Annotated in this window: 6 protein-coding genes and 1 rRNA gene; all 7 read left to right on the top strand. The window is 68.4% G+C overall.

Annotated features, from left to right (window positions below; translation table 11 throughout):
• A 5S ribosomal RNA gene (gene rrf / locus ABZZ38_RS19965) occupies positions 1-88 on the top strand; the annotation flags it as partial.
• A gap of 141 nt (positions 89-229) precedes the next feature.
• Positions 230-838 carry a CDP-alcohol phosphatidyltransferase family protein gene (locus tag ABZZ38_RS19960; protein WP_356741523.1) on the top strand — a complete coding sequence of 203 codons (609 nt, stop codon included), beginning with the start codon at positions 230-232 and terminating at the stop codon, positions 836-838.
• Positions 839-958: 120 nt separating this feature from the next.
• The gene (locus ABZZ38_RS19955; protein WP_356741521.1) at positions 959-3454 is read left to right on the top strand and encodes a mannose-1-phosphate guanyltransferase; all 2496 of its coding nucleotides are present in this window, start codon (positions 959-961) and stop codon (positions 3452-3454) included.
• Between the two features lie 99 nt (positions 3455-3553).
• Entirely contained in the window at positions 3554-4483 is a 930-nt protein-coding gene (locus ABZZ38_RS19950) for a DUF881 domain-containing protein (RefSeq protein ID WP_356741518.1), read from the top strand.
• Positions 4480-4812 carry a small basic family protein gene (locus tag ABZZ38_RS19945; protein WP_064068997.1) on the top strand — a complete coding sequence of 111 codons (333 nt, stop codon included), beginning with the start codon at positions 4480-4482 and terminating at the stop codon, positions 4810-4812. The genes ABZZ38_RS19950 and ABZZ38_RS19945 overlap by 4 nt, the downstream gene beginning before the upstream one ends.
• Positions 4813-4817: 5 nt before the next feature.
• Positions 4818-5597: a DUF881 domain-containing protein gene (locus tag ABZZ38_RS19940; protein ID WP_356741516.1), complete on the top strand. Its 780-nt coding sequence runs from the start codon at positions 4818-4820 to the stop codon at positions 5595-5597.
• A gap of 191 nt (positions 5598-5788) precedes the next feature.
• Positions 5789-6559, top strand: coding sequence for an FHA domain-containing protein (locus tag ABZZ38_RS19935; protein WP_356741514.1), 771 nt, complete (start codon positions 5789-5791; stop codon positions 6557-6559).
• Positions 6560-6575: the final 16 nt, after the last annotated feature.

Below are 6575 nucleotides of genomic sequence, written 5' to 3'. Positions count from 1 at the left end.
CGGTTACATTCCGAACCCGGAAGCTAAGCCTTTCAGCGCCGATGGTACTGCAGGGGGGACCCTGTGGGAGAGTAGGACACCGCCGAACAATTATTGTGGGAGAGCCCCGCACCTTCTGGTGCGGGGCTTTCCTGCGTTCGGGCCCCGGGGTTACCCCTCTGCGTCGGCCGGCTCGGGCGGGCGGTAAAGTCAGGGGGCATCGTTGGCACGTTCCCCAGGAGGCACCCGGGTGGAGGTACAGGAGACCCGCGTTCAGACCGACCGGGTCCTCACCATCCCCAACGTCCTGAGCATGGCTCGCCTCGTTGGCGTGCCGCTCTTCCTGTGGCTGATCCTCCGCCCGGTGTTCGACCAGCCCAACAGCGACGGCTGGGCGCTGCTGGTACTGATGCTCAGCGGTGTCAGCGACTACCTGGACGGCAAGCTGGCCCGCCGCTGGAACCAGGTCAGCAGCCTGGGGCGGCTCCTCGACCCGGCCGCGGACCGGCTCTACATCCTTTCCACGCTGCTCGGCCTCACCTGGCGAGAGATCCTGCCCCTTTGGCTGACGCTGGCACTATTGGCGCGTGAGTTGATGCTGCTGGTGATGGTGGGAATCCTCCGCCGGCACGGCTATCCTCCGCCGCAGGTGAACTTTCTCGGCAAGGCGGCCACCTTCAACTTGATGTATGCGTTCCCCCTGCTTCTCCTCAGTGACGGAGATGGGTGGCTCGCATCACTCGCTGAAGTTTTCGGGTGGGCCTTCGCCGGATGGGGTACAACTCTCTATTGGTGGGCAGGGATCCTCTATGTGATCCAAGTCCGCCGACTTGTCAAGGCGGATACCACGGCCGATTGAGCCTGTCTGTCCCTGGTGTTGCGCAGCGATTACCCCGCCTGCCGTATGACCTCAGAGGGCCAGTTACCGGATGGGTGAAGTCGGCTAGACCGTCGTCTCTGCAAGGAGGACGCTTCCGACATGAAAGCCGTTGTGATGGCTGGCGGCGAAGGCACTCGTCTTCGCCCCATGACCTCGAGCATGCCCAAGCCACTCCTGCCGGTGGCGAACCGGCCGATCATGGAGCACGTGCTGCGGCTGCTCAAGCGGCATGGGCTCACTGAGACCGTCGTGACCGTGCAGTTCCTCGCCTCGCTCGTGAAGAACTACTTCGGCGACGGCGAAGAGCTCGGCATGGAGCTCACCTATGCCAATGAGGAGAAGCCACTCGGCACCGCGGGGAGTGTCAAGAACGCCGAGGAGGCGCTGAAGGACGACGCCTTCCTCGTCATCTCCGGTGACGCGCTCACCGATTTCGACCTGACCGACCTCATCAGGTTCCACAAGGAGAAGGGCGCGCTGGTCACAGTGTGCCTGACCCGGGTGCCGAACCCGCTGGAATTCGGCATCACCATCGTGGACGAGGAAGGCCAGGTGGAGCGCTTCCTGGAGAAGCCCACCTGGGGACAGGTCTTCTCCGACACGGTCAACACGGGCATCTACGTCATGGAGCCCGAGGTCTTCGACTACGTCCAGCCCGACGTCCCGGTCGACTGGTCCGGGGACGTCTTCCCCCAGCTCATGAAGGAAGGCAAGCCGATTTACGGCTATGTCGCCGAGGGCTACTGGGAGGACGTCGGCACCCACGAAAGTTACGTGAAGGCCCAGGCCGACGTCCTCGAGGGCAAGGTCGACGTCGAGCTCGACGGTTTCGAGATCTCACCCGGGGTGTGGGTCGCCGAGGGCGCCGAGGTGCACCCGGACGCGGTCCTGCGCGGGCCGCTGTACATCGGTGACTACGCCAAGGTCGAGGCCGGTGTCGAGATCCGCGAACACACCGTCGTCGGCTCGAACGTGGTGGTGAAGAGCGGCGCCTTCCTGCACAAGGCGGTCGTTCACGACAACGTGTACATCGGTCAGCACAGCAACCTGCGCGGGTGCGTGATCGGCAAGAACACCGACATCATGCGCGCCGCCCGTATCGAGGACGGCGCCGTGATCGGCGACGAGTGCCTCGTCGGTGAGGAATCGATCGTGCAGGGCAATGTGCGGGTCTACCCGTTCAAGACGATCGAGGCCGGTGCCTTCGTCAACACGTCGGTCATCTGGGAGTCCCGCGGACAGGCCCACCTGTTCGGCGCGCGGGGTGTCTCCGGCATCCTCAACGTGGAGATCACGCCGGAGCTCGCCGTACGGCTCGCCGGCGCGTACGCCACGACGCTGAAGAAGGGCGCCACGGTCACCACGGCGCGTGACCACTCCCGAGGAGCGAGAGCCCTCAAGCGAGCGGTGATCTCCGCGCTGCAGACCAGCGCCATCGACGTACGCGACCTGGAGAACGTACCGCTGCCCGTGGCCCGTGAGCAGACGGCCAGGGGAAGCGCCGGCGGCATCATGATCCGCACGTCGCCCGGTGTGCCCGACTCCGTGGACATCATGTTCTTCGACGAGCGGGGCGCCGACCTCTCACAAGGGGGTCAGCGGAAGCTGGACCGGGTCTACGCGCGCCAGGAGTACCGGCGGGCCTTCCCCGGCGAGATCGGCGATCTCAGCTTCCCGTCCAGCGTCTTCGACTCGTACACCGGATCCCTCCTCCGCAACGTCGACACGACCGGCATCGCGGAAGCCGGGCTCAAGGTCGTCGTCGACGCCTCCAACGGGAGCGCCGGACTGGTGCTGCCGAGCCTCCTGGGGCGGCTCCAGGTCGACTCGCTGACTATCAACCCCGGTCTGGACGAGTCCAGGCCCACCGAGACGGCCGAGTCCCGCCGGGCCGGTCTGGTGCGGCTCGGGGAGATCGTCGCATCGGCTCGGGCGGCGTTCGGCGTGCGGTTCGACCCCGTCGGCGAGCGGCTGTCCCTGGTCGACGAGCGGGGCCGGATCATCGAGGACGACCGGGCGCTGCTCGTCCTGCTCGACCTGGTGGCCGCCGAGCGGCGCAGCGGACGCGTGGCGCTGCCCGTGACGACGACCAGGATCGCCGAGCAGGTCGCCGCGTACCACGGCACCCAGGTGGACTGGACGACCACGTCACCGGACGACCTGACCCGGGTGGGCCGAGAGGAGTCCACCATCTTCGGTGGCGACGGGCGCGGTGGATTCATCGTTCCCGAGTTCAGCAGCGTCTTCGACGGGACGGCGGCGTTCGTCCGGCTGATCGGACTGGTGGCGCGCACCCAGCTCACTCTCAGCCAGATCGACGCGCGCATACCCCGCGCGCACGTCCTGAAGAGGGACCTGGCGACCCCGTGGGCCGTCAAGGGCCTCGTGATGCGCCGGGTCGTCGAGGCCGCCGGGGACCGGCACGTCGACACGACCGACGGTGTGCGGGTCGTGGAGGCCGACGGCCGGTGGGTCATGGTGTTGCCCGACCCGGCGGAGGCCGTCACCCATCTGTGGGCGGAGGGGCCGGACGACGCTTCCGCGCAGGCGCTGCTCGACGACTGGGCCGCCGTGGTGGAGAGCGCGGGCCGCTGAGCCACTGAGACCGATGTGCCGGGAGGTGCCTGGGGCACCTCCCGGCACATCGGTGGGGCCATTCGGCGGTAGCCCCCGCGACGTGCGACGATGTGCGGCATGTCGCAGCAGCCCCCCGTTCGGAGCACCGGCTCCCCGTCGCCGCGTCCCGACGCGTCCATGTCGCTGCTGACCAATGTCATGGACCACGCGCTGGACGACGGTTACGCGGAGGCCTCGGCCCGCCGCGCCGCCGAAGGGGGTGGACTGCCTCGTACGCTCCGGGCGAAGCTGGGACTGGCGGCCGGGCTCGTGCTGGCCGCGGCGGTCGTCACCCTCGGTGCCGCGCAGGCGCAGATCTCGGCGCCGGTGGTGGCCAAGGAGCGTGAGGAGCTCATCGACCGGATCGAGTCCGAGACCTCGACGGCCGATCAGCTGGAGGACCGGATCGAGGCGCTGCGCGCCGAGGTGGGGGAGCGGCAGCGCAAGGCGCTGCAGAAGCACGGCGGGGACCAGGGGGAGCTGGTGGCCCTGCTCTCCGGGGCGACGGAGGTGCGGGGGCCCGGCGTCAAGCTGGTCGTCGACGACGCGAAGGACACCGACGAGGGCGGCGGCGGGCCGCGGGAGAGCAGCGGCTTCTCCGATACGGGGCGGGTACGCGACCGCGACATGCAGCGGGTCATCAACGGACTGTGGCAGTCGGGTGCGGAGGCGGTGGCCATCAACGGGCAGCGGCTGACCGCCCTGTCGGCGATCCGCGCGGCGGGCGACGCCATACTGGTCGACAACAAGCCGCTCGTGCCGCCGTACACGGTGCTGGCGGTCGGCGACGGCAAGAAGCTGAGCACGACGTTCCAGGACAGCGCCGACGGGCTGTACCTGCACGCGCTCCAGGAGAACTTCGGCATCCGCACCAGCATTTCGGACCAGGCCGAGGTGCGTCTGCCGGCCGCGCCGAGCTTGATCGTACGTACAGCAGAGCCGAGGACCGCCGAAGCCGGCACGGATGACGGGGGCGGCACGGCCGACACAGGGAAGGGCACATCTTGATCGCCGTACTGGGCCTCGTCGTGGGAGTCGTGGTCGGACTGTTCATCCGGCCCGAGGTGCCGGCAGTGGTCGAGCCCTACCTGCCGATCGCCGTCGTGGCCGCCCTGGACGCGGTCTTCGGAGGGCTGCGGGCCATGCTCGACGGGATCTTCGTCGACAAGGTCTTCGTCGTCTCCTTCCTGTCGAACGTCGTCGTGGCGGCTCTGATCGTGTTCCTGGGTGACAAGCTCGGTGTGGGTGCGCAGCTGTCCACGGGTGTGGTCGTGGTGCTGGGCATCCGGATCTTCTCCAACGCCGCCGCCATCCGGCGGCACGTGTTCCGGGCGTGAGGCCGATGAGCGACAACGAACAGACACCCCACCACGAGCCGCACCAGCAGGCGCGGCCGGAACCGCAGACCGGGCGGCAGCGGCTCCTCGCCGGCCTGTGGCCGCCGCGCGTCACGCGAGCCCAACTCATCGTCGCCGTGCTGCTGTTCGTCCTCGGTCTGGGCCTGGCCATCCAGGTCCGCTCGACCAGTGACAACAGCGCGCTGCGCGGGGCACGCCAGGAGGACCTGGTACGGATCCTGGACGAGCTGGACGACCGCACCCAGCGGCTGGAGGACGAGAAGGCGCGGCTGGAGGACCAGCGCACCGAGCTCGTCAACAGCTCGGACCAGGCCGAAGAGGCGCGCAAGCAGACGCTGGAGAAGGAACGTCAACTCGGCATCCTGGCCGGTACGGTGGCGGCGCAGGGCCCGGGGATCACGCTCACCATCGACGACGGAACCGGAGCGGTCGAGTCGGACATGCTGCTCGACGCGATCCAGGAGCTGCGTGCGGCGGGTGCCGAGGCGATCCAGGTCAACGGTGTCAGGGTCGTCGCGGACACCTACTTCTCCGGTGAGGCCGGGGACATCGAGGTGGACGGCCGGAGGATCAAGGGGCCGTACCGCTTCAAGGTCATCGGGAAGCCGCAGGATCTGGAGCCGGCGCTGAACATTCCGGGCGGTGTCGTCCAGACGCTGGAGAAGGAGCAGGCCACCGCCACGGTGACCCGGTCGGAGAAGATCGTTGTGGATGCCTTGCGACCGGCGGAGCGGCCTGACTACGCTCGGTCGTCATCGCGGTGAGCGGGGGCGCGCATGGGGGTCTTGGGACAAGGGCAAGAGGTTGCGGGGGGTCGGCGCATCACATGGGTGGTGCGTGATGGAAACTGTCCGGAGGATACGGACGTTGTGAGGGTGTCCGGGTCGGCAGGTGTGTTCAGTCAGGGTTCGTCCTGCCCCACGGGCGGGTCTGTTTCGTTCAAGGGGAATCGCCCGTGAAGTTGTTTGCGAAGTTGTTCGGCAAGAGCGCACGCGAGGACGGCAGCAGTGCCAAGCACCGTGCGCCGCGCCATGACCAGAATGAGGAGCAGGGTGGGGAGCGCCCCCTGTTCCGTGACGAGGTCGCCGGTCCGGGCGGTGTTCCCGGGCACCAGGGCGCGTCTGTTGACCCTGCCGGTCCCGGCCGCATAGGTTTCGGGCAACCATCGACCTCGAGTACGGGTGGAGACTCGCCCATGCCGGTTTGTACGAGGTGCGGGCACCGAAACGCCGAGGCGAGCCGGTTCTGCTCCAACTGCGGTGCGCCGCTGCGCCCGGGTGTTCCCGCGGAGCGCGCGTCCGAGACGACGTCGACCATCTCGATCTCGGGTCTGGAGGCGTACGACTCCGAGGCCACCGGCCAGACCCAGCTTCCGTCGCTGTCGCCCGAGGCGCAGGCCGCCGTGGAGGCCCTGCCGTTGGGCTCGGCGCTCCTCGTGGTGCGCCGCGGCCCGAATTCGGGCAGCCGCTTCCTGCTGGACGCCGATCTGACGACGGCCGGCCGTCACCCGCAGAGCGACATCTTCCTGGACGACGTGACGGTGTCGCGGCGCCACGTGGAGTTCCGCAGGTCGCCGGACGGCAGCTTCACGGTCGCGGACGTCGGCAGCCTCAACGGCACGTACGTGAACCGTGAGCGGATCGACTCGGTGCCGCTGTCGAACGGCGACGAGGTCCAGATCGGCAAGTACCGGCTGGTCTTCTACGCGAGCCAGCGGGGCGTGTGACCCGGCAGGGGAGGCC

The organism is Streptomyces sp. NPDC006368, assembly GCF_040612535.1.
Lineage (GTDB): Bacteria > Actinomycetota > Actinomycetes > Streptomycetales > Streptomycetaceae > Streptomyces.
The sequence above is the reverse complement of the archived record's forward strand: the minus strand, read 5'-3'. Positions and strand labels throughout refer to the sequence as shown.